The organism is Rhodococcus wratislaviensis (assembly GCF_041228765.1).
In the GTDB taxonomy this organism is placed as follows: domain Bacteria; phylum Actinomycetota; class Actinomycetes; order Mycobacteriales; family Mycobacteriaceae; genus Rhodococcus_F; species Rhodococcus_F wratislaviensis.
Map to the genome: position 1 here is coordinate 5,992,158 of NZ_CP150488.1, position 25,666 is coordinate 6,017,823.

The 25,666-nt window shown below is 67.4% G+C and carries 24 protein-coding genes and 2 tRNA genes; 10 read left to right on the forward strand and 16 right to left on the reverse strand.

Annotated features, from left to right (window positions below; all coding sequences use genetic code 11):
• Window positions 1-32 precede the first annotated feature (32 nt).
• The 5 genes from coaD to WKC72_RS27795 all read right to left on the reverse strand — a co-directional run bounded on the left by coaD (window position 33) and on the right by WKC72_RS27795 (window position 8,596).
• A complete protein-coding gene (gene coaD, locus WKC72_RS27775) occupies window positions 33-527 on the reverse strand; it encodes a pantetheine-phosphate adenylyltransferase (protein ID WP_005240440.1) in 495 nt (164 codons plus the stop codon).
• On the reverse strand, window positions 524-1,090 hold the full coding sequence (gene rsmD / locus WKC72_RS27780; RefSeq protein ID WP_112299383.1) for a 16S rRNA (guanine(966)-N(2))-methyltransferase RsmD: 567 nt from the start codon (window positions 1,088-1,090) through the stop codon (window positions 524-526). The genes coaD and rsmD overlap by 4 nt, the downstream gene beginning before the upstream one ends.
• A complete protein-coding gene (locus tag WKC72_RS27785) occupies window positions 1,087-4,491 on the reverse strand; it encodes a pyruvate carboxylase (RefSeq protein ID WP_370180438.1) in 3,405 nt (1,134 codons plus the stop codon). The genes rsmD and WKC72_RS27785 overlap by 4 nt, the downstream gene beginning before the upstream one ends.
• Window positions 4,492-4,646: 155 nt before the next feature.
• Complete coding sequence (gene recG / locus WKC72_RS27790) at window positions 4,647-6,905, reverse strand: ATP-dependent DNA helicase RecG (protein ID WP_370180439.1); 2,259 nt, start codon at window positions 6,903-6,905, stop codon at window positions 4,647-4,649.
• Window positions 6,906-6,913: 8 nt separating this feature from the next.
• Entirely contained in the window at window positions 6,914-8,596 is a 1,683-nt protein-coding gene (locus WKC72_RS27795) for a DAK2 domain-containing protein (protein ID WP_052033817.1), read from the reverse strand.
• Between the two features lie 235 nt (window positions 8,597-8,831).
• On the opposite strand from WKC72_RS27795, the gene rpmB reads away from it, so the two are divergent.
• A complete protein-coding gene (gene rpmB / locus WKC72_RS27800) occupies window positions 8,832-9,023 on the forward strand; it encodes a 50S ribosomal protein L28 (RefSeq protein WP_005240429.1) in 192 nt (63 codons plus the stop codon).
• Between the two features lie 147 nt (window positions 9,024-9,170).
• Window positions 9,171-9,959 carry an enoyl-CoA hydratase/isomerase family protein gene (locus WKC72_RS27805; protein ID WP_370180440.1) on the forward strand — a complete coding sequence of 263 codons (789 nt, stop codon included), beginning with the start codon at window positions 9,171-9,173 and terminating at the stop codon, window positions 9,957-9,959.
• 30 nt (window positions 9,960-9,989) lie between these two features.
• On the opposite strand, the gene WKC72_RS27810 is transcribed toward WKC72_RS27805, so the two are convergent.
• Genes WKC72_RS27810 through WKC72_RS27820 form a run of 3 tightly spaced genes read right to left on the reverse strand, consistent with a single transcriptional unit; the run spans window position 9,990 to window position 12,106 of the window.
• The gene (locus tag WKC72_RS27810) at window positions 9,990-10,664 is read right to left on the reverse strand and encodes a uracil-DNA glycosylase (RefSeq protein ID WP_037245494.1); all 675 of its coding nucleotides are present in this window, start codon (window positions 10,662-10,664) and stop codon (window positions 9,990-9,992) included.
• A complete protein-coding gene (locus WKC72_RS27815) occupies window positions 10,664-11,185 on the reverse strand; it encodes a gamma carbonic anhydrase family protein (RefSeq protein WP_128638961.1) in 522 nt (173 codons plus the stop codon). The genes WKC72_RS27810 and WKC72_RS27815 overlap by 1 nt, the downstream gene beginning before the upstream one ends.
• A gap of 9 nt (window positions 11,186-11,194) precedes the next feature.
• Window positions 11,195-12,106 carry a thiamine-phosphate kinase gene (locus WKC72_RS27820; RefSeq protein ID WP_370180441.1) on the reverse strand — a complete coding sequence of 304 codons (912 nt, stop codon included), beginning with the start codon at window positions 12,104-12,106 and terminating at the stop codon, window positions 11,195-11,197.
• Between the two features lie 247 nt (window positions 12,107-12,353).
• On the opposite strand from WKC72_RS27820, the gene WKC72_RS27825 reads away from it, so the two are divergent.
• Together WKC72_RS27825 and WKC72_RS27830 are read left to right on the forward strand one after the other, a co-directional pair.
• Window positions 12,354-12,587 carry an Lrp/AsnC ligand binding domain-containing protein gene (locus WKC72_RS27825; protein ID WP_005240420.1) on the forward strand — a complete coding sequence of 78 codons (234 nt, stop codon included), beginning with the start codon at window positions 12,354-12,356 and terminating at the stop codon, window positions 12,585-12,587.
• 2 nt (window positions 12,588-12,589) lie between these two features.
• On the forward strand, window positions 12,590-13,186 hold the full coding sequence (locus WKC72_RS27830; RefSeq protein ID WP_370180442.1) for a DUF3515 domain-containing protein: 597 nt from the start codon (window positions 12,590-12,592) through the stop codon (window positions 13,184-13,186).
• A 19-nt stretch (window positions 13,187-13,205) separates the two neighbouring features.
• Here WKC72_RS27830 and WKC72_RS27835 read toward each other — a convergent pair whose 3' ends face one another.
• The 3 genes from WKC72_RS27835 to WKC72_RS27845 form a co-directional block, all read right to left on the reverse strand.
• Window positions 13,206-14,312: a D-alanine--D-alanine ligase family protein gene (locus WKC72_RS27835; protein WP_370180443.1), complete on the reverse strand. Its 1,107-nt coding sequence runs from the start codon at window positions 14,310-14,312 to the stop codon at window positions 13,206-13,208.
• Window positions 14,313-14,404: 92 nt separating this feature from the next.
• Window positions 14,405-15,529 (reverse strand): cystathionine gamma-lyase, encoded by a 1,125-nt coding sequence (locus WKC72_RS27840; protein WP_370180445.1) that lies wholly within the window; start codon window positions 15,527-15,529, stop codon window positions 14,405-14,407.
• Between the two features lie 4 nt (window positions 15,530-15,533).
• Window positions 15,534-16,532, reverse strand: a complete 999-nt coding sequence (locus WKC72_RS27845) for an NAD(P)H-dependent glycerol-3-phosphate dehydrogenase (protein ID WP_037245476.1) — start codon at window positions 16,530-16,532, stop codon at window positions 15,534-15,536.
• A 170-nt stretch (window positions 16,533-16,702) separates the two neighbouring features.
• Between WKC72_RS27845 and cofC the strand changes: the two genes are divergently transcribed.
• The 3 genes from cofC (at window position 16,703) to WKC72_RS27860 (ending at window position 20,647) form a co-directional block, all read left to right on the forward strand.
• Complete coding sequence (gene cofC / locus WKC72_RS27850) at window positions 16,703-17,404, forward strand: 2-phospho-L-lactate guanylyltransferase (protein ID WP_322789946.1); 702 nt, start codon at window positions 16,703-16,705, stop codon at window positions 17,402-17,404.
• Window positions 17,405-17,472: 68 nt separating this feature from the next.
• A complete protein-coding gene (locus tag WKC72_RS27855) occupies window positions 17,473-19,677 on the forward strand; it encodes an RNA degradosome polyphosphate kinase (RefSeq protein ID WP_037245470.1) in 2,205 nt (734 codons plus the stop codon).
• A gap of 34 nt (window positions 19,678-19,711) precedes the next feature.
• A complete protein-coding gene (locus WKC72_RS27860) occupies window positions 19,712-20,647 on the forward strand; it encodes an NUDIX hydrolase (protein WP_112299392.1) in 936 nt (311 codons plus the stop codon).
• Window positions 20,648-20,747: 100 nt separating this feature from the next.
• On the opposite strand, the gene WKC72_RS27865 is transcribed toward WKC72_RS27860, so the two are convergent.
• The 3 genes from WKC72_RS27865 to leuC all read right to left on the reverse strand — a co-directional run bounded on the left by WKC72_RS27865 (window position 20,748) and on the right by leuC (window position 23,662).
• Window positions 20,748-21,446: an HU family DNA-binding protein gene (locus WKC72_RS27865; RefSeq protein ID WP_370180446.1), complete on the reverse strand. Its 699-nt coding sequence runs from the start codon at window positions 21,444-21,446 to the stop codon at window positions 20,748-20,750.
• A gap of 158 nt (window positions 21,447-21,604) precedes the next feature.
• A complete protein-coding gene (leuD, locus tag WKC72_RS27870) occupies window positions 21,605-22,213 on the reverse strand; it encodes a 3-isopropylmalate dehydratase small subunit (protein ID WP_037245463.1) in 609 nt (202 codons plus the stop codon).
• A 27-nt stretch (window positions 22,214-22,240) separates the two neighbouring features.
• Window positions 22,241-23,662, reverse strand: a complete 1,422-nt coding sequence (gene leuC / locus WKC72_RS27875) for a 3-isopropylmalate dehydratase large subunit (protein WP_370180447.1) — start codon at window positions 23,660-23,662, stop codon at window positions 22,241-22,243.
• A 138-nt stretch (window positions 23,663-23,800) separates the two neighbouring features.
• On the opposite strand from leuC, the gene WKC72_RS27880 reads away from it, so the two are divergent.
• From WKC72_RS27880 to WKC72_RS27890, 3 genes are all read left to right on the forward strand, one after another.
• On the forward strand, window positions 23,801-24,502 hold the full coding sequence (locus WKC72_RS27880) for an IclR family transcriptional regulator (RefSeq protein WP_037245461.1): 702 nt from the start codon (window positions 23,801-23,803) through the stop codon (window positions 24,500-24,502).
• Between the two features lie 39 nt (window positions 24,503-24,541).
• Window positions 24,542-25,060, forward strand: coding sequence for a pyridoxamine 5'-phosphate oxidase family protein (locus WKC72_RS27885; protein ID WP_112299394.1), 519 nt, complete (start codon window positions 24,542-24,544; stop codon window positions 25,058-25,060).
• Between the two features lie 85 nt (window positions 25,061-25,145).
• The gene (locus WKC72_RS27890) at window positions 25,146-25,313 is read left to right on the forward strand and encodes a DUF5302 domain-containing protein (RefSeq protein ID WP_005240394.1); all 168 of its coding nucleotides are present in this window, start codon (window positions 25,146-25,148) and stop codon (window positions 25,311-25,313) included.
• Window positions 25,314-25,373: 60 nt separating this feature from the next.
• Here WKC72_RS27890 and WKC72_RS27895 read toward each other — a convergent pair.
• Window positions 25,374-25,446 (reverse strand) — tRNA-Glu (locus WKC72_RS27895).
• Window positions 25,447-25,522: 76 nt separating this feature from the next.
• Window positions 25,523-25,594 (reverse strand) — tRNA-Gln (locus WKC72_RS27900).
• Window positions 25,595-25,666 lie beyond the last annotated feature (72 nt).

Here is a 25,666-nt window from a genome sequence, read left to right on the forward strand (position 1 = left end):
CGGGTGTGTCGTGGCAGCCGGTGTGTCGGGTATCAGCTGCTCTCGGCGGCGCGCTCGGCGATCCTCGCGAGAAGACGGGCGTGCACCTTCTCGGGCAGCATGTCGGAGACGTCGCCACCGAACGTGGCCACTTCCTTCACGAGCGAACTCGACAGGTAGCTGTAGGTGGGGTTGGTCGGGATGAAGAGGGTGTCGACGCCACTGAGCTTCTGGTTCATCTGCGCCATCTGCAGTTCGTAGTCGAAGTCGTTGGCGCCGCGCAGGCCCTTGACGATCGCTGTGATCCCTTGCTGCTTGGCGTAATCCACCAGCAGACCGTGCCAGGAGGACACCCGAACGTTGGGCAGCTCACTGGTCGAGTCTTCGAGCATCTCGATGCGCTCTTCGACGGTGAACAGGCCACGCTTGCTCTTGTTGACCATGACCGTCACGATGACCTCGTCGAACTGCGCGGCAGCTCTGCCGATCACGTCAAGGTGGCCATTGGTCACGGGGTCGAAGGATCCGGGGCAGACAGCGCCAGTCATGAGTCCAGACCGTAGCAGGTCGCCAATTCGATTCTCGCCTCGCCGTACTTCTTCGCCTTGACGGGCGCGAAGCCTTCGGGCCAGACCGTCTCGGGCGACCTCGACGACCGCTCGAGCACCACGATCGAGCCGTCGCCGACCCAGCCGTTGCCCCGCAAATGGCCGAGCACCGTTTGCACCGCCCCGTCGTCGACGGCGTACGGCGGATCCGCCATCACCAGGTCGTACGGCCTGTCGGCGGTGCCCGCGAGCACCGCCGCCACCGGAGCGCCGCGCACCTCCGCGCCCGGTAGACCGACCGTCGTCACGTTGTGCTTGATGATGCCCGCCGCTTTCGCGTCGGACTCGACGAGGACGACGCGGTCCGCACCCCGGGAGAGCGCCTCCAGGCCGAGCGCCCCCGATCCCGCGTAGAGATCGAGGACGGACGCGCCCTCGAGGTCCATCCGGCTGTGCAGTGCGCTGAACAATGCCTCGCGGACCCGGTCCGAGGTGGGCCGGGTCCCGCTCGGCGGGACCCGCAGGCGTCGACCGCCCGCGAGTCCCGCGATGATCCGAGTCACTCGCTCGCGGACTCCCCTGTCGCCACGACGGCGAGGAGGTCGCCGCCTTCGACCTGCTGGACCGATCCGATGGCCAGCCGGGAGACGGTGCCGCTTCGTGGGGCGGTGATGGCCGCTTCCATCTTCATGGCCTCGATGGTGGCGATCGTGTCGCCGGCGGTGATGTGCTGGCCCTCGGCGACGGCGAGGGTCACCACACCGGCGAACGGTGCCGGCACGTGGCCGGGGTTGTTCTTGTCGGCCTTCTCCGCGGCGGGGATCTCACTGGAGATGGACCGGTCGCGCACCGACACCGGGCGCAGCTGCCCGTTGAGGATGCACATCACGGTGCGGTATCCCCGCTCGTCGGGTTCGGAGATGGCCTCGAGCCCGATGATCAGCTCGACACCGGGTGCGAGACGGACCCGGTGCTCGTCGCCGCGGCGCAGGCCGTAGAAGAACTGGTTCGCCGAGAGCTGCGAGGTGTCGCCGTACTTGTCGCGGTGCTCGAGGAATTCCTTCGTCGGGCCGGGGAACAGCAGCCGGTTGAGCGTCGCGCGGCGTTCCGCGGAGGTGCCGGAGAGGGCCTTCTCGTCCTCCGCGGACAGCGGCACCTCGGGCTTCGCGGCTCCGCGACCTTCGAGGGCCCGGGTGCGGAACGGTTCGGGCCAGCCACCGGGCGGGGTGCCCAGTTCGCCGCGCAGGAACCCGACCACCGAGTCGGGGATGTCGAACTTCGCCGGGTTCTCCTTGAATTCCTCGGTGGAGGCCCCGGATCCGACGAGGTGCAGGGCGAGGTCGCCGACGACCTTCGACGACGGGGTGACCTTCACCAGGCGTCCGAGCATCCGGTCGGCGGCCGCGTACTTGGCCTCGACCTCCTCGAACTTGTCGCCGAGTCCGAGGGCCACGGCCTGGGTGCGCAGGTTCGACAGCTGACCGCCGGGGATCTCGTGGGTGTAGACGCGTCCGGTCGGGGCAGGCAGCCCGGACTCGAACGGCTTGTAGACCTTGCGCAGCGCCTCCCAGTACGGCTCGAGGTCGCACACGGCCTGCAGGTCCAGGCCGGTGTCGTACTTCGAGTGCGCGGCCGCGGCCACGATCGCCGACAACGCCGGCTGACTGGTGGTGCCCGCCATCGCCGCCGACGCACCGTCGACCGCGTCCGCGCCTGCCTGCCATGCGGCCAGGTACGTCGCGAGCTGACCGCCGGGGGTGTCGTGGGTGTGCACGTGCACGGGCAGGTCGAAGTTCTTGCGCAGCGCCGTCACCAGGGTGGTGGCGGCGGGGGCGCGGAGCAGTCCGGCCATGTCCTTGATCGCGATGATGTGCGCACCGGCCTCGACGATCTCCTCCGCCAGGCGCAGGTAGTAGTCGAGGGTGTAGAGGTTCTCGTTCGGGTTCGACAGGTCGCCGGTGTAGGACAGGGCGACCTCGGCGAGAGCGGTGCCGGTCTCGCGGACGGCGTCGATGGCCGGCCGCATCTGGTCGACGTTGTTGAGGGCGTCGAAGATGCGGAAGATGTCGATGCCGCTGTTGGTGGCCTCCTCGACGAACGCCCGCGTCACCTTCTCCGGGTACGGGGTGTAGCCGACGGTGTTCCGTCCGCGCAGCAGCATCTGCAGGCAGATGTTCGGCACGGCCTCGCGCAGCGCGGCCAGCCGGTACCAGGGGTCCTCGTGCAGGAACCGCAGCGCCACGTCGTAGGTCGCACCGCCCCACGCCTCGATGGACAGCAGCTCGGGGGTCAGCCGGGCGACGTGCCCGGCGACGTCGAGCAGACCGCTGGTCCGCACGCGGGTCGCGAGCAGCGACTGGTGTGCGTCACGGAACGTGGTCTCGGTGACGGCGAGGGCCTTCTGCTCCCGCAGTGCCTTGGCGAATCCCTCCGGCCCGAGGGCGAGCAGCTTCTGACGGCTGCCGTCCGGCGGCGGGGTGGACAGGTCGATCTGGGGCAGCTTGTCGCGCGGGTACACCGCCGACGGCCGCTCGCCGTGCGGCTTGTTGACCGTCACGTCGGCGAGGTAGGTGAGGATCTTGGTGCCACGGTCGGCGGAGCTGCGCAGCGTGAGCAGCTGGGGCCGCTCCTCGATGAAGGACGTGGTGACCCGGCCGGCCTTGAAATCGGGGTCGTCGAGCACCGCCTGCAGGAACGGGATGTTCGTCGACACGCCGCGGATGCGGAACTCGGTGACCGCGCGGCGGGCACGGGCGACGGCGGTTTCGAAGTCGCGGCCGCGGCACGTCAGCTTGACGAGCATCGAATCGAAGTACGCGGAGACCTCTGCCCCGACCGACGTCCCGCCGTCGAGGCGGATACCGGCACCGCCCGGGGTGCGGTAGCCGGTGATCCGACCGGTGTCCGGGCGGAACCCGTTGGCGGGGTCCTCGGTGGTGATGCGGCACTGCAGAGCCGCACCGCGCAGCGTGATCTTGTCCTGGCTCAGGCCCAGATCCGCGAGGGTCTCCCCCGACGCGATCCGCAGCTGCGACTGCACGAGGTCGACGTCCGTGACCTCTTCGGTGACGGTGTGCTCGACCTGGATGCGGGGGTTCATCTCGATGAAGACGTGGTTGCCGCGGGTGTCGAGGAGGAATTCGACGGTGCCCGCACAGGCGTAGTTGATCTCCTTCGCGAACGCCACCGCGTCCGCGCAGATCTTCGCCCGCAGCTCCTCCGAAAGGTTCGGGGCCGGCGCGAGCTCGATCACCTTCTGGTGGCGGCGCTGCAGCGAGCAGTCCCGTTCGAACAGGTGGATGACGTTGCCCTGACCGTCGGCCAGGATCTGGACCTCGATGTGACGCGGGTCGACGACGGCCTGTTCGAGGAACACCGTCGGGTCGCCGAAGGCCGACTCGGCCTCACGCGCGGCGGCCTCGATGGACTCCTTGAGCTGAGCACGCTCGGCGACGCGGCGCATGCCGCGGCCACCGCCGCCGGCGACGGCCTTCACGAACAGCGGGAACTGCATGGTCTCGGCCGCGGCCAGCAACTCGTCCACATCGGCGGACGGCTCCGACGACGCCAGCACCGGCAGACCGGCCGCCTTCGCCGCGGCGATCGCACGCGCCTTGTTGCCGGTGAGCTCGAGCACCTCGGCGGAGGGACCCACGAACGTGATGCCCGCCTCGGCGCACGCAGCGGCGAGATCCGGGTTCTCGGAAAGGAAGCCGTAGCCGGGGTAGATGGCGTCGGCGCCTGCCTGCTTGGCCGCGGAGACGATCTCGTCGACGGAGAGGTACGCCCGAACCGGGTGTCCCTCCTCGCCGATCTGATAACTCTCATCAGCCTTCAGACGGTGGATCGAGTTCCGATCCTCGTACGGAAACACCGCAACCGTTCCAGCACCTAGTTCGTAGGCGGCACGGAAAGCGCGGATCGCAATTTCGCCACGGTTGGCGACCAGGACTTTGGAGAACATTGGAGCAAACTACCCCGCCGAAGACGGCCGCGGATAAGTGGCATCCCACATTTCAGGATCCTCCACAAACTTCACAAAGACCCCCCTGACGTGTGCGAATTCTGCAACAGACCCGAAACAGACGAGCGAAGATTTACGTGAAGCGAAGTAAGTTCTCACGTTTTCTCCAGATATTCGATGCGGTCGGCGTCGAGAGCCGACGTCACCATCGCCGACAGTCCCGGATGGTTCTCGAGTCGCGGATCGTCCGCGATCACCGAACGCGCGAACTCGGATGCCGCGGCGATGACGTCCTCGTGGCCGAGCAGCGACAACAGCCGCAACGTAGACGTCGTGCCCGACTGCGCCGCACCGAGAATGTCGCCTTCGCGCCGGGTGGCGAGGTCGAGTTGCGCGAGTTCGAAACCGTCGTTGGTCGAGGCCACGTTCGACAGTCGCTCGTAGGCGGGACCGCCCGGATTCATCTCCGTGACGAGAATGCAGAGACCCTGGTGTTTGCCGCGGCCGACGCGTCCGCGCAGCTGGTGCAGCTGACTCACACCGAAACGGTCCGCGTCGACGATCACCATGATCGTCGCGTTCGGGACGTCGACGCCGACCTCGACGACGGTGGTGCACACGAGGACGTCGATGTCACCGGCCGTGAAGTCGCGCATCACCGCGTCCTTCTCGTCCGCGGGAAGCCGGCCGTGCAGCAGTCCCACCCGCAGGTCGGGCATGATGCTGCCGCTCAACTCCTCGAACACCTCGACGGCGGACTTCGTCTCGGGCGCCTTCTCGTCGAACGCGTCCTCACCGTCGCCCTTCTCGCCGTCGCCGATGCGCGAGCACACGACGTACGCCTGCCGCCCCTCGGCCACGTCCTCGCGGATCCGTTCCCACGCGCGCGCGACCCACTGCGGCTTCTGGGACGCGGGTACCACACTGCTCTTGATCGGCGACCGCCCCTTCGGCAGCTGGCGCAGCGTCGACACCTCGAGATCGCCGAGCACCGTCATCGCGATGGTGCGGGGAATCGGCGTCGCCGTCATCACCAGCAGGTGCGGGCTCAGACCCTCCCGCGCCCTCGACCGCAGCCGGTCGCGCTGCTCGACACCGAACCGGTGCTGCTCGTCGACCACCACCATCCCGAGGTTGAAGAATTCGACGTTGTCCTGGATGAGGGCGTGCGTGCCGATGACGATCCCGGCGTCGCCGGTAATCGCCTCGTTCAGCGCCGCGCGTTTGGCGGCGACCGGCATCGACCCCGTCAGCAGCGCCACCCGCGTCGCCTTCTCGTGCGCCCCGAGTTCCCCGGCGGTCGCGAGGGAGCCGAGCATCGCCCGCAGCGACCGGGCGTGCTGCGTCGCGAGGACCTCGGTCGGGGCGAGTAGAGCGCACTGGTAGCCGGCGTCGACCACCTGGAGCATGGCGCGCAGGGCCACGATCGTCTTACCCGAACCCACCTCACCCTGCAGCAGCCTGCTCATCGGGTGCGGCTGCGCCAGATCGGCGGAGATCTCGTTGGCGACCGCGTGCTGACCGTCGGTGAGCTGGAACGGAAGCATGCTCTCGAACACGTCGGCGATCCCGCCGGGCACGGGCGGGCACTCCGGCGCGACTCGCTCGGCGTTGTCGTGGCGGCGTCGGGCGAGAACCAGCTGGAGCGCGGTCGCCTCGTCGAACCGCAGACGGTCGTGGGCGTTCTCCACGTCCTCACGTGTGTCGGGCAGGTGGACCGACCGGAGAGCTTCGTCGAGACCGATCAGGTCGCGTTCGGCTCGGATGTTCTCCGGCAGGGGGTCGTCGACCTGATCGAGCTGGTCCAGGATCTGGCGGACGCACTTCATGATCGTCCAGCTCTCGACGTCCCGTGTGGCGGGATAGAGCGGGATCAGCGCCCGGTCGAACACGGACATGTCGACCCCCGCACCGGCTTCCTGCGACGCTCGGGCGATTCCCGCGAGATCCCCGGCACCGCGGATCCGGCCGACGTTCACCACGGGGTCCTCGCTGCCGGCACGTGGCTCGGGAAGGATGAGATAGCTCGGATGGGTGAGGCTCCACTTCTGGCGGAAGTACTTGACCGTTCCCGAGAACATCGCGCGCACACCGGGCTTGATCACGTGCTTGACCTTCTGCGGGCTGAAGAAGGTGACGTCCACGTTCTGGGTGTCGGTCGACAGGACCACCTTGAGCATGCTGCCCGGCCGGTTCTTCATCTTCACGACTGCCGCGGACGTGACCCGGGCGATGATCGTGATGTGCTCGCCCTCCGGCGGGTCCTTCTCTGCGAGCTCGCGGCCCTGGGAGGCGTACCGGTGCGGGTAGTGCCGCAGCAGGTCCTCGACCGTGCGGATGTCGAAGTCCGCCTCGAGCGCGTCGGCGGTCTTCTTCCCCAGCAGATGATCGAGCCGATCGGACAATGTGGCCATCGAATTCCTCATTCCACCCCGAGTTGCAACAGATCTCCTGGCTGTCCACCGTGGTAGATCATCACCTCGACGCCGGGGTGCCGCTGCGAGATGTGATCGGCCAGTTCCGTGTCGAGCCCCTCCGGCGCCTCCGACCCCATCAGGAGCGTCACCAGTTCACCACCCGCGCCGAGGACGAGGTCGACGAGTCGCCGTCCGGCCGCGACCGCGTCCGGTTCGATGACGATCACCTCGTGACCCATCAGGCCGATGCCGTCTCCCGGTTCGCACGTTCCCACGTAGGTGAGGGCCCGTTCCCGGGCGATGCGCAGGGATCCCCAGCGGGTGGCGGCGGCGGCCTCCGACATCGCGAACGCGTCGTCCACCGCCTCTCGCTCGGGATCGTGCACCGCCAGGGACGCGAGTCCCTGCACCATCGCGGACGTCGCGAGCAGCAGGACCTCGTGCCGGGCGTCCCTCGCCGCGGCACTGACCGCGACGAGTTCCTGAGCCGTCAGCGCGCCGTTGGGGAGAACGAGCACCTCGGTGCGTCCCATCTGCCTGATGATGCCGAGGAGCTGGGCCCGGGTGACGGGCGCGTCGTCGCACCGGAGGACTGTCGCGCCCTCGCTCGCGAACAGTTCGGCGGCGCCGTCTCCGGCCACGACGGCGACGATTCCCCGTTCCCCCTGATCCGGGCGGGTCCGGACCGGCGGGACGAGCAACCCCTGGTCCCGCGCATCCACGAGGAAGCTGCTGACGCGGATTCCGTGGATGCGTCCCGCCGCGAGTCCGGCCTCCACGGCGGCGCCCGCGTCCGTGCAGTGCACGTGCACCGACCAGCCTCCGCCGCCGTCGCCGACGATCACGATCGAGTCCCCGAGCGCGTTCAGCGTGGTGCGCAACTCCGCCATGCGGTCCTCGTCGGACTCCGCGACCAGGTACATCACCTCGAAGTCCTGATCCGGGCCCTCTTCGCAGTCGGGTCCCGAATGCGCGTGCGTGCCCTGCGACGGGTGCGGTGCGGAAACGGGGACGGGCTCTGCGCGATGCGTGGACGGTGTGCGGCGCGGAACGTGGAGCGCGATCGGTGCGCGATCCGGCGGCGACCCCGTTACCGCCGTGACGAGAGCGTCGAGAATCACGACGAGGCCGAGTCCTCCCGCATCGACGACGCCCGCGGTGCCGAGCACCTCGAGTTGCGACGGCGTCCTGGTGAGCGCGGACGCCGCCGCATCCGCGGCTGCGCGGGCCGTGACCGCGATCGGCGCCTCGTCCGGGAACTCCGCCGCGGCGTCGGCGGCGCAGCGCAGCACGGTGACGATGGTCCCCTCCACCAGGTAGCTCACCGCGTCCGTCACCAGGTTGGTGGCCATCAGCAGCCCGGTCCGGACCGTCCTTGTGTCGACGGCGGGGGTGACGGCGGCTTCCGCAATCCCCCGCAGCACCTGGGACAGGATCACCCCGGAGTTCCCGCGCGCGCCCGCGACCGCGCCCCGGGCCAGGGCGATGGCCACCTGCCGGACGTCCTTGGTGCCGCTGCCCGCGTACTCGTCGATCGCACCCAGCGCCGCACGCATCGTGAACAGCAGATTGGTGCCCGTGTCGGAGTCCGGGATCGGAAAGACGTTGAGGCTGTTGATCTCCTCGCACCGCTTTTCCAGACCCGCGACGGCGGTCCGCGCCCACGATTCGAGGACTCGCCCGTCCATCGGGAGCTCAGGGGCCACTGTCGTCCTCTCCGGCCAGGGAATGGGAAGGTGCCGTCAGACTAGTCGGGGGACGATGATCGGGCCCGCGGTCCGAGCCCTTCTGGACCGGGTTTGGCCAATCCACACTCGAGCGGCTACTCTTGCACGGTTGCCTCGTACAGGGCGCGCTTGCTGTGCCCTGTCTCCACGAGGCCAGCAAATTTCACAGTTCACTATCTTGAAGGAGTTCGCGACTATGGCTGCCGTCTGCGACGTATGCGCCAAGGGGCCCGGCTTCGGTAAGTCGGTCTCGCACTCGCACCGGCGTACCAACCGTCGCTGGAACCCGAACATTCAGACTGTTCGTGCCGAGGTTGCCCCCGGAAACACCCGGAAGGTCAACGTCTGCACCTCCTGCCTGAAGGCTGGAAAGGTTGCTCGGGGCTGACCCGACGCTGCGTGCGATGTCACTGCGCCCCCGACACTTCGGTGTCGGGGGCGCAGTTTTTTATGTCCCCGCACCTGTCCGATTCGGCATCGTCGCAGCGCATCGGGGCACGTCGGGCACCGGCAAGGACCCACGTAAGGTGCAACAGTGACTTCTCTCGATGGACTCAGCAAAGTACAGCTCGAAGACGGCGTGCTGCGCATCACGATCGCGACTGCGGAGAACGGCACCTCGCTGGACGGCGAGGGCATGGTGCAGGGTGCCCGGGCACTCGAAGCGGTCGGTGACCGGATCGGCAGCGTCCTTCTCGTCGGGGAGGGCCCGAACTTCTGCGCCGGCGGCAACGTGCACGCCTTCGCGTCCGCACCGGTGCGAAGCGAATACGTCGCCGAGGTCGCGCGCGTGTTCCACGAATTCGTTCGTGCGCTCGACGCCGTGACCGTTCCGGTGATCGCCGGTGTTCACGGGTGGGCTGCGGGCGCCGGCATGAGCCTCGTGTGCCTGACGGACGTCGCCATCGGCGGCCCTGGCACCAAGTTGCGCCCGGCCTACCCTTCCATCGGCTTCACCCCGGACGGCGGCATGTCCTGGACCCTGCCGCGCATCGTCGGCGACGCCCGCGCGCGCGAGATCCTGATCACCGATGCCGTTCTCAGCGGTGACGAGGCCGTCCGCCTGGGCATCCTCAGCCGCCTCGTCGGCGACGACGTCGTCCAGGACGAGGCACTTCGGCTCGCCCGCACCCTCGCCGCCGGCCCGACGCCGTCCTTCTCGGGGATCAAGACGCTCGTCCGCGACTCCCGATATCGCACGCTCGCCGAGCAACTCGACGCGGAGGCCGCGTCGATCGCCACCGCGGCCGACAGCCCGGTGGGACGCGAGGGCGTCGACGCCTTCGCCGAGAAGCGGCGAGCCGACTTCTCATCAGTGCAGTGAAGCGACGTGCCGACTTCTCGCGGCCACCAATTACGGCAGCTGCCAGTTCACCGGCTCGGCGCCCAGGCCGTCGAGGAGTTCGTTCGCCCGGCTGAACGGCCGCGAACCGAAGAATCCGCGCGACGCGGACAACGGTGAGGGGTGGGCCGACTCGATCGTCGGCACATCGCCGAGCATCGGTTTCAGCGTGGACGCGTCCCGGCCCCACAGAATTGCGACGAGGGGTTCGGGGCGCGCCACGAGAGCGCGGATGGCCTGCTCGGTCACCGCCTCCCAGCCCTTCTTCCGGTGCGAGGCCGGGAGTCCGGGCTGCACGGTGAGCACCCTGTTCAGGAGAAGCACTCCCTGGCGTGACCACGGGGTGAGGTCGCCGGTGGTGGGCGTCTCGTAGCCGAGGTCCTTGCTGTACTCGGTGAAGATGTTGCCGAGGCTGCGTGGCACCGGGCGCACGTCCGGTGCCACCGAGAAACTGAGACCGACCGCGTGACCGGGTGTGGGGTACGGGTCCTGACCCACGATCAGGACCTTGACCTCGGAGAACGGGTGGGTGAACGCGCGCAGGACGTTCTCTCCGGCGGGGAGGTATTCACGCCCGCCGGCGATTTCCGCGCGCAGGAACTCGCCCATCTCCGTGATCCGGCCGGACACCGGTTCGAGTGCGTCTGCCCATCCGGCCTCGACGAGGTCCGACAGCGGCGCCGCCATCAGTCGAGCCTGCGCAGCGAGTCGCGGTAGTAGGCCGCGTTCGCGGCATACATCTTCACGTTCATCTCGAGGTGCCCCTCGCGAACCTCGTAGCCCTGCCGGATCTTCGCGGGGACGCCGAGCGCCATGCTCCGCGGCGGAACCTCGAATTTGAACGGAACGACGGCGCCGGCGCCGACGACCGAACCGGCACCGATGACCGAGCCGTTGAGAACGATCGATCCGGAGGCGATCAGGCAGTGGTCGCCGATCGTGGATCCCTCGATGTGCGCCGCGTGACCGACGACGCACCCCGAGCCGATGACGGTGGGATCGATCATCGTGCAATGGATCACCGTGCCGTCCTGGATGTTCGTGTCGGCGCCGACGGTGATGGTGCCGTAGTCGGCGCGGAGCACGGCCTGCGGCCACACCGAGGTGCCTGCCGCCAGGGTCACGTTCCCGATCACCACGGCGTCGGGATGGACGTAGGCGTCCGGATGGATGTCGGGTTCGCGGTCCCCGAGCGCGTAGATAGCCATGCGTGCAACCTATACCGAGAAACTCTGCCAGCCGCCGGCCCCCGGCCAGGTCTCGCCGTCGACCGAGATGCCGGACCCGTCGTGTACCGCGCCGATCGCGGTCCAGCCCGCCGGGAGCGGGACGTCGGCGGAAAAGGTGGCGGCGAAGCCGTGGTCCTCTCCCCCGGTGAGCACCCATTCCCAGTAGTCGGCGCCGAGAACCGTCGCCGCCGACACCAGTTCGGGTGAGACGGCCATTTCGGATCGGGTGAGGGACATTCCGACGCCGGAGGCGTCGCAGATGTGACCGAGGTCGGCGAGGAGCCCGTCGGAGATGTCGGTCATCGCGTGGGCGCCCCCGTCCGCGGCGGCCCAGGCGGCGGAATACGGCGGCGTGGGGACACGGTGTGCGGCGAGGAGGTCCGGGAAATCCGAGGACCCGCCGAGCAGCAGTGCGAGACCGGCCGCCGATCGGCCGAGTTCGCCGGCCACCGCGACGACGTCGCCCGGCCGCGCGCCGGACCGCCGGATCGGGCTCCTGCCACCCAGATCACCGAGGACGGTGACGGAAATCACGACCTGCGCGGCCTGCACGAGATCACCGCCCACCACACCGGCCCCGAGTTCCTCGGCGCCCTCCCCGATTGCGGCCGAGATGCCGTCCGCCACGTCGATCGAGGTGTCCGGCGGCAAGCCGAGAGAGACCAGGAAAGCCGTCGGCCGCGCGCCCATCGCCGCGACGTCGGCCGCATTCTGGGCCACCGCCTTGCGGCCCACGTCGCGCGGAGTCGACCAGTCGAGCCGAAAGTGCCTGTCCTGCACCAGCATGTCGGCGGACACCGCCACCCGGCCGTCGGCGGCCCGGACGAGGGCGGCGTCGTCTCCGGGACCGATCAGCGTGGACGGGGGCTGCACCCGGCCCTCCACCGCTCGGCCGATCACGGCGAACTCGCCGACGTCGGCGACGGTGAGGGGCGGGGTCGGGTCCGGGGAATCCGTCGGTGTGATGGTGTGCCTCCAGTGTCGGGTGGCCCGTGCAGCGGCGGTGGGTCCGGTCGACGGAATGTACGACTGCGGTACCTTTTAGCTGTTGCCGGGACTTCTCGGCACGTGACCGATCAGCGCGCCGAAGCACCCGCGACTCTACCGAGACCCATGCGGCGCGGAGCAGGGAAGGGCCGGAGCGAGAGTGCAAGCGTTCATCCTGATCCAGACCGAAGTCGGCAAGGCCGCGGCGATCGCGACCGAGATCGCGAAGATCACCGGAGTCCGCACCGCCGAGGACGTGGTCGGACCGTACGACGTCATCGTGCGGGTATCCGCTGACGACGTCGCTCCCGTCGTCAAGGAGATCCGTCAGGTCTCCGGCATCACCCGCACCCTCACCTGCGATGTCCCCGAAAAGTCTGCGAACAAGAACTGAGCATGTCCGACCTCGAACCCGAACAGAGCACACCCGCCGGCAACTCCGACCCGGTTCCTGCGGAGCGGCGGAATCCCGCACTCATCGCGACGGCCGTGGCGCTCCCCGTGGCCCTGGTCATCGGCATCGTCGTCGCCGCGGTGTTCGCCGGGCGGAACCCGGTGAAGGAACCCGTGTCGCTGGGCCCTGTGCCCGCGCCCGCATCCGGCTCCGCGGAGTGCGCCACCCTGATGGGGGGCCTCCCCGACGCGCTCGGCGACTACACGCGCGCCGAACTCACCGAACCCGCACCCGAGGCGACCGCCGCGTGGCAGCCGGTCGAGGGCGAACCACTCGTCCTGCGTTGCGGTCTGGACCGTCCCGCGGAGTTCGATCAGGCTTCACCGCTGCAGGTGATCGACGGAGTTCAGTGGTTCGAGATCTCGGGCGCGAGCGCCGGAATCGACGCGAGCAGCTATTTCGCCGTCGACCGCGGCGTGTACATCGGACTCACGGTTCCCACCGGGGTGGGACCGACGCCGCTTCAGGACATGTCCGGCGCGGTGTCGCAGGTGTTGCCGCAGAAGCCCCTCGATCCGGCGCCCGTCGCGAATCCCTGAGCGCCGGACCGCCGTTTCGCTAACGCAGGCCGATGCCGCGCGCGAGGGCGGTGTCGACCAGGGTCGAGACGAGGGTGCCGTAGTCGACACCCACCGCGCCCCACATGCGCGGGTACATCGAGATCGACGTGAATCCCGGCATCGTGTTGATCTCGTTGATCACCGGGCCGTCCTCGGTCACGAAGAAGTCGACCCGCGCGAGTCCCTGGCAGTCGAGCGCGGAGAACGCGCGCACCGCGAGTTCGCGGATCTCTTCGCTGACCGATTCGTCGAGTTTGGCGGGCACGTCGAACTCGCACACGTCGTCGAGGTATTTGCTGTCGAAGTCGTAGAACGCCTCGTCGTCGCCTGCGCCTTCCGGCATCCGGATCTCGGCGATGACGCTGGCCCGCACGTCGCCGTCCGGGAACTCGAGGACTCCGCACTCGACCTCACGGCCGACGATCCCCGATTCGACGATCACCTTGGGGTCGTGCAGACGGGCGTGGGTGATGGCGTCGTCGAGCGCGGCCCACTCGGCCACCCGGGTGATCCCGATCGACGATCCGCCGCGGGCAGGCTTGACGAACACCGGGAGGTGGAGGCGGGACTTCTGTTCGTCGGTCAGCGAGGCGGCGCCCGGACGCAGGACGACCTGGAACCCGATGGGCAAGCCTTCCGCGGCGAGCAGCTTCTTCGTGAATTCCTTGTCCATGCCGGCAGCGCTGGCGAGAACACCGGGACCGACGTACGGAACACCTGCGAGTTCGAGCAGGCCCTGGATCGTGCCGTCCTCGCCGTAGGCGCCGTGCAGGACGGGGAAGACGACGTCGACCGAGGCCAGGATCTTGCCCGCTTCGCCGTCGTCGAGGGCGACGAGGTCCCCGGACCGCGTCGGGTCGGCGGTGAGGGCCAGTGCGGACCCGTCGGCGTCGACGCTCGGGAGTGCCCGGCCGCGGATGGACAGCGTCTCGGGGTCGGTGGAGCCGAGGACCCACGAACCCTCGGTGGTGATGCCGATCGGCACCACCTCGTACCGTTCCGGGTCGAGGTTCCTCAGGACGCTTCCGGCCGACACACAGGACACGGAATGCTCGTTGCTGCGGCCACCGAAGATGACGGCTACCCGGGTACGCGGTTTACTCACGACACAAACCGTACCGTCGCCGCGACACGCTCATCGCACCCACCTCTCCTCACATTTCCTTCGCCGACCTCACGACACGTCGGGTCCCGCACTCACAATGCGGACAGTGCCCGCTCGAGATCGGCGACCAGGTCTTCGGTGTCCTCGATTCCACACGAGAGCCGGACGAACCCGTCGGGCACGGGGTCACCCCACCGGGCCCGGCGATCGGCGGTGGTGTGGATGCCGCCGAAGCTCGTCGCAGGTACGAGGAGTTCGCTTCCGGCCACGAGGCGGTGGAACTGTTCGGCGGAATCCACATCGAAGCTCACCAGCCCGCCGAATCGACGCATCTGACCGGCGGCGACGGCGTGTGCAGGATCACCGGGCAGACCCGGGTACCGGACGCGGTGGGCCGCCGGGTGCGACTCGAGCAGCGCCGCGAGGGCCAGGGCGTTGGCACATTGACGCTCGAAGCGCAGACCGGCCGTCCCGAGACTCCGATGGGCGAGCCACGTCTCGAACGGCCCCAGCACCGTGCCCGACAGCGCCCTCTCGCGTTCCATTCCGGCCAGGAAGTCGGCGTCCGACGCGGCGATGTATCCCATGAGGAGATCGCTGTGACCGCTCAAAGTCTTTGTGCCGCTGGCGACTACCACGTCCGCACCGAGTTCGAGCGGCTGCTGGCCGAGTGGGGTGGCAGTCGTGTTGTCCACCACCAGAACGGCGCCCGCGTTCGCGCACTGCTCTGATACGGCGCGCAGATCCACCACGTCGAGGGACGGATTGGCCGGAGTCTCGGCCACCACCACCGTCGTCCCCTCGGCGGACGCCAGCAGTGCTGCGGCCGCCTCGCCGGCCATGTCGGCGGTCCTCAGTTCGTGCACGGTGATACCCATCGGCTCCAGACGCTCCCGCGCGTACGCCCGCACCTGGTAGTAGCCGTCGGACGGAACGACCACGGTGTCGCCGGCGGTGAGCAGACTCCTCAGCACGACGGTGACCGCCGACATCCCGGAGCCGACGACGAGCGCGCCCGCGGCGCCCTCGAGCGTCGCCAGCGCCGATTCGAGGTCACGCCAGCCCGGATTGGAGGCGCGTGCGTAGGTGTCGGACTCGGTTCCCTCGTCGGCGCTCAGCTGATACGGCGCCGCGAAAACCGGCCCCCTCTGCATCGGCGATCCGGGAATATTTTCTGCGGCAACGGCTTTGACGCAGCGGGTGGAATCACCACTCACGAGCTCACTCCGGCTTCGTGCGGCGGCCGAGCAGCTGACCGATCGCGTCCTGCACCACGAGACCCTCGTGGCACACCCGGTGCACGGCATCGGTCAGCGGCATCTCGACGTCGTAACTGGCGGCGAGAGCCCGCACGGACGAGCACGATTTCACACCCTCGGCGACCTGACCATGAGTGGCCGCCTGGGCACTCTCGATCGAACCACCCTGGCCGAGGCGTTCACCGAACGACCGATTTCGTGACAGGGGCGACGTGCATGTCGCGACCAGATCGCCCACTCCCGCGAGACCCGCGAGGGTGGCAGGTTTCGCACCGAGCGCCACCCCCAGCCGGATGATCTCGGCCAGACCGCGAGTGATGATGCTCGCAATCGTGTTCTCTCCCAATCCGATTCCCGATGCCATACCGCAGGCGAGGGCGATGACGTTCTTGCAGGCGCCGCCGATCTCACACCCGATGACGTCCGAATTCGTGTACGGACGGAAGTATCCGGTTGCCGAGGCCTTCTGCAGTTCCAGTGCCCGCGTCGAATCCGTGCACGCGACAACCGTCGCCGCCGGCTGACCGATAGCGATCTCCCGGGCCAGATTGGGCCCGGACAGGACGGCGACCCGGCCCGGGTCTGCGCCGGTGACCTGGATGATCACCTGACTCATCCGCATGAGGGTGCCGGTCTCGATGCCCTTGGCGAGGCTCAGCAGGGTGGCGTTCTCGGGGATCATCGGAGTCCAGACCTGCAAATTGTCGCGCAGAGACTGCGACGGCACCGCCAGGACGACGATGTCGGCGCCGTCGAGTGCGGCCCGCGCGTCGTCCGTTGCGGTCAACGACGGAGGCAGGGCGATGCCCGGCAGGTAGTCCGCGTTCTCGTGACGCGACACGATCGATTCGGCGACCTCAGCGCGTCGCGCCCACATGGTGACATCGGTCCCGGCATCGGCCAGGACCTTCGCAAATGCAGTCCCCCATGAACCCGCTCCCAGTACCGCAGCCTTGCTCACACAGCCCCCTCGTCGTTCGTTACCCGATGCGTCGCCCACAGTATTGCCGATGCCGAGGTCGAGCGCCGCCCCGCTACCGAACTCGTTCGCTGCTCAGCCGCGACCGGGCGTCCGGAGCACCACCCCGCGCGGGCTGGCAAGATATCCGCATGAGCACAGCGACCCGATCCGTGGCGCCGCGCGCGCACGTACTCGTCGCGGTCAAGGAACTCCACGCGGCCAAGACGCGGCTGTCCGGTGTCTTCGACACGGCCGACCGCACCGGACTGGTGCTGTCGATGCTGCGCGACACCCTGGCCGTCGTCAGCGACGTCGCGACGGTCGTCGGTGTCACCGTGGTCACGCCGGACCCCGCGGTGGCGCGGCTCGCACGCAGTGTCGGCGCGGACGTCTACGCCGACCCCGCGCCCGTGTCCACCGACGAGCGGCCGGACGAGGGCGGCACCGAGCACAGTCTCAATGCGGCGCTGTCAGCGGCGGCCGAGCATGTCCGCCTCAACGAGCGCGGAGTCGACGTCGTCGCACTGCAGGCCGACCTTCCGTCTCTGCGCGGAGGCGAATTCGGTGAAGCACTCGCCGCGGCGAGAACCGGCGGCAGGTCTGTGGTCGTCGATCATCACGGCACCGGCACCGCCGCCCTGTTCTCCTGCGACCCGGACATTCCGCTCGATCCCCGCTTCGGACCAGGATCGGCGAAGCGGCACCTCGAATCCGGGGCACGTCCCCTCGACGGGCACTGGCCGGGTCTGCGAACCGACGTCGACACCGCCGACGATCTCGATGCCGCGCAGGCTCTCGGCGTCGGACCTGCGACGCGTGCCGCACTCGACGCTCTCGAACACACCGCCCCCTCGCGCTGCGGAAACGAGTAGGCCGCGCAGGCCGTGTGAATTTGCCCCATCGATTGTCCGCGGCCGAATTCTCGAGGGATGATCGTGGGGTGAGTAACCGAGAAGCACTCGACCAGCAGACCGACGTCGACGGAAAGAACGGAACCCGCGACAGCATCGTCACGGCCAATCCCACGAACGTTCCGATGGCGCCACCCGCTGCGACGAGTGCCCTCACGAGCGCGCTGACCGACGGGCTCCCCGAAGATCGTTACCTGAACCGCGAACTCAGTTGGCTCGATTTCAATGCCCGGGTTCTCGCCCTCGCCGAGGACACGTCGCTGCCGTTGCTCGAGCGCGCCAAGTTCCTCGCCATCTTCGCGTCCAATCTGGACGAGTTCTTCATGGTCCGCGTCGCCGGACTCAAGCGCCGCGACGAGACCGGCCTGTCCGTGCGGTCCGCCGACGGCCTCTCCCCCCGCGAACAGCTCTCCCTGATCGCGACCCGGACCCAGGAGATCTCGGAGAAGGCCGCGCGGGTGTTCCTCGACTCCGTTCGTCCTGCGCTTGCCGCCGAAGGGATCTCCATCATCGGATGGGACGATCTCACCGACGACGACCGCGAGCGCCTGTCGGTGCATTTCCAGGACCAGATCTTCCCGGTGCTCACTCCGCTGGCCGTCGACCACGCCCACCCCTTCCCGTACATCAGCGGCCTGAGTCTCAACCTCGCGGTGACGGTGAAGGATGCGGTCACGGGTGGCGAACACTTTGCGAGGGTCAAGGTTCCGGACAACGTGGGCCGGTTCGTCCGCGTCCGCCGCGACGAGACACCCTCCTCCATCGACGCGTTCCTGCCCCTCGAAGATCTGATCTCCGCTCACCTCGACATGCTGTTCCCGGGCATGGAGATCGTGGAGCACCATGCATTCCGCATCACGCGTAACGCCGATTTCGAGGTCGAGGAAGACCGCGACGAAGATCTTCTGCAGGCGCTCGAGCGTGAGTTGGCGCGCCGCCGGTTCGGTTCCCCGGTGCGGCTCGAGGTCGCGGACGACATGACCGAGCACATGCTCGAACTCCTCCTGCGCGAACTCGACGTCGATCCCGGCGACGTCATCCAGGTGCCCGGATTGCTGGACCTGTCGTGCCTCTGGCAGGTGTACGCGGTCGACCGGCCCGCCCTCAAGGACGCACCGTTCGTCCCGGCAACGCATCCGGCATTCGGCGAGAGGGAAACACCCAAGAGCGTCTTCTCGACCCTCCGCGACGGCGACGTCCTGGTCCACCACCCGTACGACTCGTTCTCCACGAGCGTCCAGCGCTTCATCGAACAGGCTGCGGCCGACCCCCAGGTTCTGGCGATCAAGCAGACCCTTTACCGCACTTCGGGCGACTCCCCCATCGTCGACGCGTTGATCACCGCCGCCGAGGCGGGCAAACAGGTTGTGGCACTGGTCGAGATCAAGGCGCGATTCGACGAGCAGGCGAACATCAAGTGGGCCCGCAAGCTCGAACACGCGGGTGTGCACGTGGTGTACGGACTGGTCGGGCTCAAGACCCACTGCAAGACGTGCCTCGTCGTCCGTCGCGAAGGGTCCACCATCCGGCGTTACTGCCACATCGGTACCGGCAACTACAACCCGAAGACCGCCCGGCTGTACGAAGACATCGGTCTGCTCACCGCCGCCCCGGAGATCGGCGCAGACCTCACCGACCTGTTCAATTCCCTCACCGGCTACTCGCGGAAGACGCAGTACCGCAACCTCCTCGTCGCGCCGTACGGTGTGCGCCGGGGAATCATCGAGCGGATCGACGGTGAGATCGCGCACAAACTGCGGGGCGAGGACGCCGGAATCCTGCTGAAGGCCAACGCCTTGGTCGACGAACAGGTGATCGACTCGCTCTACCGTGCATCCCGGGCCGGTGTGCCCGTCGAGATCGTGGTGCGCGGCATCTGCGCCCTCAAACCCGGAGTTCCCGGCCTGAGTGAGAACATCCACGTCCGGTCGATTCTCGGACGCTTCCTCGAACATTCCCGAGTCTTCCATTTTCGCGGCGCCGACGAATTCTGGATCGGCAGCGCAGACATGATGCACCGCAACCTCGACCGACGCGTCGAAGTCATGGCGCAGGTGAAAGATCCTCGACTCACCGCCCAGATAGCCGAGATAGCCGATTCCGCGCTCGATCCCCGCACGCGGTGCTGGGTGCTCGGGTCCGACGGCCGGTGGGTTCCGTCACCCGCCCACGGCGAGGAGGTTCGCGACCACCAGGAAGCCATGATGCGCAAACGAATGGGCACCGGATCCTGATCGCGGCGAGTCCGCGGCAGAAGGAAGGAATTCGGTGAGCAGTTCACCCGGCAAACCGGTCAAAGCCAATATCTTCGCTGCGGGGGCAGTGCTGTGGCGAAAATCTCCCGACAATCCCGACGAGATCGAGATCGCGCTCATTCACCGGCCCAAATACGAGGACTGGTCATTCCCCAAGGGAAAGCTCGACCCCGGCGAGACCGCCGTCGTGGCCGCACTGCGTGAGGTGGAAGAAGAGACGGGTATCCGCGGGCGCCTCGGCCGGCATCTCGGTGCGTTGACATATCCGATTCCGGGCCACCGCCGATTGAAACGAGTCGAATACTGGGCGGCGGAAGCCCGCGCCGGTGAATTCGTTCCCAACAGCGAAGTGGACGAGATGCGGTGGCTTCCCGTATCCGAGGTGGCCGACCAGCTGTCGTATCCCATGGATCGCAAGATGCTCCGTCGATTCACGGCTCAGCCACCCGACACCGCAACCGTGCTCCTGGTCCGGCATGCCAAGGCTGGAAGCCGGAAACGGTACAAGGGCGACGACACCACCCGGCCCTTGGATACGAACGGCCTACTCCAGGCCGAAGCGCTCGTCACGCAGCTCGAGGCATTCGGGGCCACCGACATCACGTCGGCCGACCGGACGCGGTGCACTCAGACGGTCGAGCCGCTGGCACGCACGTTGGACACGACCGTCCGGTTGGATCCGCTGCTGTCCGAGGAGAGTTACACCGCCGACCCGGTGGCCACCCGCACGCTGGTCCGCAAGATCGCCTCTCTCGGCGGAGTTCAGGTGATCTGCAGTCAGGGTGGTGTCATTCCCGATCTGCTCGACTGGTGGGCGGAGATCGACGGCATCGCACTTCCCCCGGCTCGGAACAGAAAGGCGAGCACCTGGGTGCTCTCGCTGTCCGGTGGCAAACTCATCGCCGCCGACCACATCGACAGTCCACTGCCTCCCACTCGGAAGGACTGAGCACCGGCCGGAGTTCACCGGGAGGCCAGGAAAACACAGACAGGCGCCAACCCCCAGGGTCGGCGCCTGTCTGTGTTCGGGCAGTCCTGTGTGCGCTGTATTACTTGGCGCGCTTCGCGGGAGCCTTCTTTGCTGCGGTCTTCTTGGCTGCAGTCTTGGCCGGAGCCTTCTTGGCTGCAGTCTTCTTCGCGGCCGTGGTCTTGGCCGGGGCCACCTTCTTCGCCACGGTCTTCTTCGCGGCCGTGGTCTTGGCCGGAGCCTTCTTGGCCACGGTCTTCTTCGCGGCCGTGGTCTTGGCCGGGGCCACCTTCTTCGCCACGGTCTTCTTCGCGGCCGTGGTCTTGGCCGGAGTCACCTTCTTGGCTGCAGTCTTCTTCGCGGCCGTGGTCTTGGCCGGAGCTGCCTTCTTGGCTGCGGTCTTCTTTGCAGCCGTCTTCTTTGCAGCGGCCTTCTTGGCGGCAGCCTTGGTGGCGGGCGCCGCTGCGCCGCGCTTGACTGCCGGACCGGTGGCCGGAAGCTTCTGGCCGCCAGCGATAACCGCCTTGAACTGAGCGCCCGGACGGAACGCCGGCACCGACGTCGGCTTGACCTTGACGGTCTCGCCCGTGCGCGGGTTACGTGCGACACGTGCCGCGCGACGACGCTGCTCGAAGACACCGAAACCGGTGATGGTCACGCTGTCGCCGCGGTGCACTGCCCGGACGATCGTGTCCACGACATGCTCGACAGCTTCCGTTGCCGTGCGCCTGTCCGTGCCCAGTTTCTCGGTCAGAACATCGATGAGCTCTGCCTTATTCATTGAAATTCCTCCGCGAACTAATGGTCCATCATCGGACCGACTACGAACTACGGTAAACCTGAATACCGCAGGAGTCTATGTGCCACGCCAATTCTCATACAACGCGGCACCATTCTCAGGAACTTATTATCTGGGAGACAGGGCTCCGATTCCAACTTTCAGTCGGCCGGAGTGGGCTCCGGAAGAGTGGCAGGTTTCCAAGAAGGCCTTGACTTTTCGAACTCGGAAATGGCTTCTACCTGCCGTAATGTCAATCCGATGTCGTCCAGACCCTCGATCAGACGCCACCGCGTGTAGTCATCAATCGCAAAGGGCACCACGGTGGTTCCGGCCGTCACAGTCTTGTTCTCGAGGTCGACAATCAATTCGAGACCGGGTTGCTCGTCGAGCAACTTCCAGAGCAGTTCGACGTCCGACTGGGCCACCTGAGCGGCCAGCAGACCGGCCTTGCCGGCGTTGCCCCGGAAGATGTCCGCGAAGCGAGATGCGATCACGACCCGAAATCCGAAGTCGGATAGCGCCCACACGGCGTGCTCCCGGGAGGAGCCCGTGCCGAAGTCGGGCCCGGCCACCAGAACGCTGCCCTTGTCGTACGGGGCGACGTTCAGAACGAAGTCCGGATCGTTCCGCCACGCGGCGAACAGACCGTCCTCGAAACCGGTGCGGGTCACTCGTTTCAGGTAGACCGCCGGAATGATCTGGTCCGTGTCCACGTTGGATCGCCGCAGCGGAACGCCGATACCTTTGTGTGTGCTAAAGGATTCCATCGAAAAATCTCCTAAATTCCTTGGGTCCTAGGCCAGATCTGTCGGCGCGGACAGTGTTCCCCGGACCGCGGTCGCGGCGGCGACCAGCGGCGAAACCAGGTGAGTCCGGCCGCCCTTGCCTTGACGGCCTTCGAAATTGCGGTTGGACGTGGAGGCCGAACGCTCGCCGGGCGCGAGCTGATCCGGGTTCATTCCGAGGCACATCGAGCACCCCGCCTGCCGCCATTCGGCGCCCGCGGCGGTGAAGATCTCGCCGAGACCCTCCTTTTCGGCCTGCGCGCGAACGCGCATCGAGCCCGGCACGATCAGCATCCGGACTCCGTCTGCGACGTGGCGGCCGCGCAGCACGTCGGCCACGGCCCGCAGATCCTCGATACGGCCGTTGGTGCACGAACCCACGAAAACTGTGTCGATCGCCACCTCACGCAACGGAGTTCCGGCTTCGAGACCCATGTAGGTCAACGCCTTCTCCGCGGCGTGACGCTCGCTCTCGTCCACGATCTCGGCCGGATTCGGCACGGCGTCACCGAGCGGCAGGCCCTGCCCCGGGTTGGTGCCCCAGGTCACGAACGGCGTCAGGGCGCTCGCGTTGATGTGGACCTCGTTGTCGAAAACCGCACCCTCGTCGGTCTTCAACTGCTCCCAGGCCTCCACCGCGGCGTCCCAGTCGGCGCCCTTCGGCGCGTGGGGACGGCCCTTGATGAATTCGTAGGTGATCTCGTCGGGGGCGATCATGCCTGCCCGTGCACCCGCCTCGATGGACATGTTGCAGATGGTCATCCGCGCTTCCATCGACATCTTGCGGATCGCCTCGCCGCGGTACTCCAGGACGTAACCCTGGCCTCCGCCCGTTCCGATCTTCGCGATGACGGCCAAAATGAGATCTTTACTCGTCACGCCTTCGGGTAATTCGCCGTCGACGGTGATCGCCATCGTCCGGAAGGGACGCAACGACAACGTCTGCGTCGCCATGACGTGTTCGACCTCACTGGTGCCGATACCCATCGCGAGCGCGCCGAAGGCGCCGTGGGTGGACGTGTGACTGTCGCCGCACACCACGGTCATGCCGGGCTGAGTGAGACCCAGCTGGGGGCCGACGACGTGGACGATGCCCTGGTCGATGTTTCCCATCGGGTGCAGCCGGACACCGAATTCCTCACAGTTGCGCCGTAGCGTGTCCACCTGAGTCTTGGAGACGGGGTCGGCGATCGGCTTGTCGATGTCGACGGTGGGGACGTTGTGGTCCTCGGTGGCGATCGTCAGGTCGGGACGGCGCAGCGGGCGCCCCGCCAGCCGAAGTCCGTCGAATGCCTGCGGACTCGTCACTTCGTGAACGAGATGCAGATCGATGTAGATGAGGTCGGGGTTGTCTCCCTCACCCCGGACCACGACGTGGTCGTCCCACACCTTCTCTGCCAGGGTGCGTGCTTTCTCCGCCATCTTCTCCACCTCTGTGTGTCCTCTCGCACCGCGGGCGTCGGGCCGGTCCGCCGTGCGCTTGATGTCGTTACCCTCTTCCCGGACACGCACTCGACGTGAGACGAAGGTGCGCTATGATCCCAGTATGCGAGAAAGTGGTATCGACCTATGAGACAGCATAGCGGCATCGGAGTCCTTGACAAAGCGGTGGGCGTGCTGCATGCCGTGGCCGAGAAGCCCTGCAGCCTCACTGAACTGTGCTCGCGCACCGGACTCCCCCGCGCCACCGCCCACCGGCTGGCCGTCGGGCTCGAGGTCCACCGCCTCCTGACCCGCGACTCCGAGGGGCTGTGGTGCCCCGGTCCCGGCCTCGCCGAACTCGCTGCAACGGCTAACGATCCGCTCGTCTCGGCGGCCGCGCTCGTCCTCCCGCGGCTGCGCGAGATCACCGGCGAGAGCGTGCAGCTGTACCGCCGGGAAGGCACGCAGCGCATCTGTGTGGCGGCGATGGAGCCGCCCACGGGCCTGCGCGACACCGTTCTCGTCGGGGCACGACTGCCGATGAGCGCCGGCTCGGGCGCCAAGGTCCTTCTCGCCTGGGCCGACCCGCAGACCCAGCGCGCAGTTCTGCCCGACGCGGCGTTCGGCGAACGTGTGCTGCTCGAGGTCCGCCGACGCGGCTGGGCACAGAGCGCCGCCGAGCGGGAACCCGGTGTCGCCAGCGTCGCCGCTCCCGTGCGGGATTCCGGCGGCGCTGTCATCGCAGCGATTTCGGTGTCCGGACCCATCGACAGAATGGGCAGGCGCCCCGGTGCCCGGTGGGCGGCCGACCTTCTCGCCGCCGCGGAGGCGTTGCACAAGAGACTCTGACCATTCACGACCGACGTTCACCGCGAACAGGAGAAGCCGATGGGGAAGAACCAGCGATCGCAGATCACGATGACGGATTCGGAGATCGCCGAATTCGTGGATCGGAGCCGGATTGCCACGCTCGCAACGGTGGCAGCGGACGGCAGAGCTCATCTGGTCGCCATGTGGTACGCCGTGATCGACGGCGAGATCTGGTTCGAGACGAAATCCAAATCGCAGAAGGCGGTCAACCTGCGCCGTAACGACCGGGTCACCGTCCTGATCGAGGACGGCCAGACGTACGACACCCTGCGCGGTATTTCCGTCGAGGGCCGGGCGGAGATCGTGGAGGACCCGGACGCGATGTTCGCGGTCGGGGTCAGCGTGTGGGAGCGGTACACCGGCCCCTACACCGACGATCTGCGTCCCGCCATCGATCAGCTGCTGCACAAGCGGGTGGTCGTGCGGATCGTTCCCGAGCGCATCAGGAGCTGGAATCACGCCAAGCTCGGCCTGCCCGCGATGCCGGTGGGAGGCACCACGGCCGCGTACCTGGAGACGGCCGACCGCCGCGCCTGATCCCGGGCGGGCGGAAAAACGGGAGCATTCTCGGTGCCCTCGGCGTAGCTTCACAGAGTGAACCGACTACCCGAGGGAGTTCACCATGACTGACGCCAGTAACGAGGACACGAAAAAGAAATTCCGCGAAGCACTCGAGCGGAAGAATCATCAGGCCGGGCTGTCCACCGATCACAAGGACGGACATTCCAAGGCGCACGAGGCCCACGGGCCTGCCGACCACAAACGCGAATTCCGCCGCAAGACCGGATAAACGACACATATCCGGATATAAAGAAACACCCTCCAATTACTTGGAGGGTGTTTCTCTTTGTAGCCCCGACGGGATTCGAACCCGCGCTACCGCCTTGAGAGGGCGGCGTCCTAGGCCGCTAGACGACGGGGCCAGGAACTTTGCCTTGCTTTGGAAGCTCAGCAAGCATAGCTTCCAGAAGTTCGGAGTCAAAATCGGCCGAACTTCCGCTGGGGTACCAGGACTCGAACCTAGAATGGCGGTACCAGAAACCGCTGTGTTGCCAATTACACCATACCCCAATGGCCGTTCTCGAACCGCTGAGCTTGTGGGCTCTGCGGCCCGCCTCGGGCCGAAGAAGAGATTACCAGCCT

Bases quoted from the DNA above. Each gene is read 5' to 3' on its own strand.
- recG (WP_370180439.1), bottom strand. From the start codon at position 6,905: ATGGCCACATTGTCCGATCGGCTCGATCATCTGCTGGGGAAGAAGACC.
- WKC72_RS27810 (WP_037245494.1), bottom strand. From the start codon at position 10,664: ATGGCGGCGCCGCTGTCGGACCTCGTCGAGGCCGGATGGGCAGACGCA.
- WKC72_RS27880 (WP_037245461.1), top strand. From the start codon at position 23,801: ATGAGACAGCATAGCGGCATCGGAGTCCTTGACAAAGCGGTGGGCGTG.
- WKC72_RS27795 (WP_052033817.1), bottom strand. From the start codon at position 8,596: ATGGACGGGCGAGTCCTCGAATCGTGGGCGCGGACCGCCGTCGCGGGT.
- WKC72_RS27815 (WP_128638961.1), bottom strand. From the start codon at position 11,185: ATGGCTATCTACGCGCTCGGGGACCGCGAACCCGACATCCATCCGGAC.
- WKC72_RS27785 (WP_370180438.1), bottom strand. From the start codon at position 4,491: ATGTTCTCCAAAGTCCTGGTCGCCAACCGTGGCGAAATTGCGATCCGC.
- leuD (WP_037245463.1), bottom strand. From the start codon at position 22,213: ATGGAATCCTTTAGCACACACAAAGGTATCGGCGTTCCGCTGCGGCGA.
- coaD (WP_005240440.1), bottom strand. From the start codon at position 527: ATGACTGGCGCTGTCTGCCCCGGATCCTTCGACCCCGTGACCAATGGC.
- WKC72_RS27830 (WP_370180442.1), top strand. From the start codon at position 12,590: ATGTCCGACCTCGAACCCGAACAGAGCACACCCGCCGGCAACTCCGAC.
- WKC72_RS27865 (WP_370180446.1), bottom strand. From the start codon at position 21,446: ATGAATAAGGCAGAGCTCATCGATGTTCTGACCGAGAAACTGGGCACG.
- WKC72_RS27890 (WP_005240394.1), top strand. From the start codon at position 25,146: ATGACTGACGCCAGTAACGAGGACACGAAAAAGAAATTCCGCGAAGCA.
- WKC72_RS27885 (WP_112299394.1), top strand. From the start codon at position 24,542: ATGGGGAAGAACCAGCGATCGCAGATCACGATGACGGATTCGGAGATC.
- rpmB (WP_005240429.1), top strand. From the start codon at position 8,832: ATGGCTGCCGTCTGCGACGTATGCGCCAAGGGGCCCGGCTTCGGTAAG.